The 800-nt window shown below is 76.1% G+C and carries 1 protein-coding gene and 1 pseudogene; one reads left to right on the forward strand and one right to left on the reverse strand.

The window, feature by feature from the left end; all coding sequences use genetic code 11:
- Positions 1 to 512 (forward strand): annotated as a pseudogene (locus tag DKL51_RS33365) (alpha/beta fold hydrolase); the annotation flags it as partial.
- A gap of 6 nt (positions 513 to 518) precedes the next feature.
- On the opposite strand, the gene DKL51_RS33370 reads toward DKL51_RS33365, so the two are convergent.
- Positions 519 to 800, reverse strand: a 282-nt coding sequence (locus DKL51_RS33370) for a SpoIIE family protein phosphatase (RefSeq protein ID WP_148097934.1), incomplete at its 5' end; no start/stop codon positions are given.

Here is an 800-nt window from a genome sequence, read left to right on the forward strand (position 1 = left end):
GGCAGATCGCGCTGCTGCACCAGGCCCTGCACGACCCCGACGCGGTGGACGGGCTGGCCCTGGTCGCCGTCGGCGTGCCCTGGTGGCGCGGCTACCCGGGGCTGCGCGGCTGGGGCGTGCTGCCGTACACCCAGGGGATCGCGGCGACGACCGGGCTGCTCGGGGTGTGGCCCGGCTGGGGGTTCGGCGGGCGGCAGGCGCGCGGCGTGATCCGGGACTGGGCGTACACCTCGCGGACCGGCCGGTTCCCGGTGCTCGACGGGGTGGACGCCGAGGCGGCGGTGCGGTCGGTCCGCACCCCGGTGCTGGCGGTCAGCGTGGACGACGACCGGTACACCCCGCACCAGACCCTGGACCACCTCTGCGGCAAGCTCGCCGCCGCGCCGGTGACCCGACAGCGGTACACGGCCGCCGAGGCGGGCGCTCCGCTGGACCACTTCAGCTGGGTGCGGGCCTCGACGCCGCTGGCCGCCCGGGTGGCCGCGTTCGCCGCCACCCTGCCGAAGCGGTGACCCCGGTCAGTCGGTGACCCGGAGCGCCAGCAGGGCGATGTCGTCGCTCGGCACCTCGACCAGCTCGGCCAGCAACGCGTCGCAGAACTCCTCCACGGGCAGGTGGGCCAGCCCGCCGGCGGCCTTCTGCAGCCGATCCAGCCCCTCGTCGAGCGGGTGGTGCCGTCGCTCGATCAGCCCGTCGGTGTAGAGCACCAGCATGGAGCCGCGGTCGAGGAAGAGCTCGTGGTCGCGGCGGGGGCGCGGTGACCGGACGCCGAGCAGCGGGTGCGGGTCGGTGGCCAGCAG

It is taken from the genome of Micromonospora globispora, assembly GCF_003857015.1.
Taxonomy (GTDB): Bacteria; Actinomycetota; Actinomycetes; order Mycobacteriales; family Micromonosporaceae; genus Micromonospora; species Micromonospora globispora.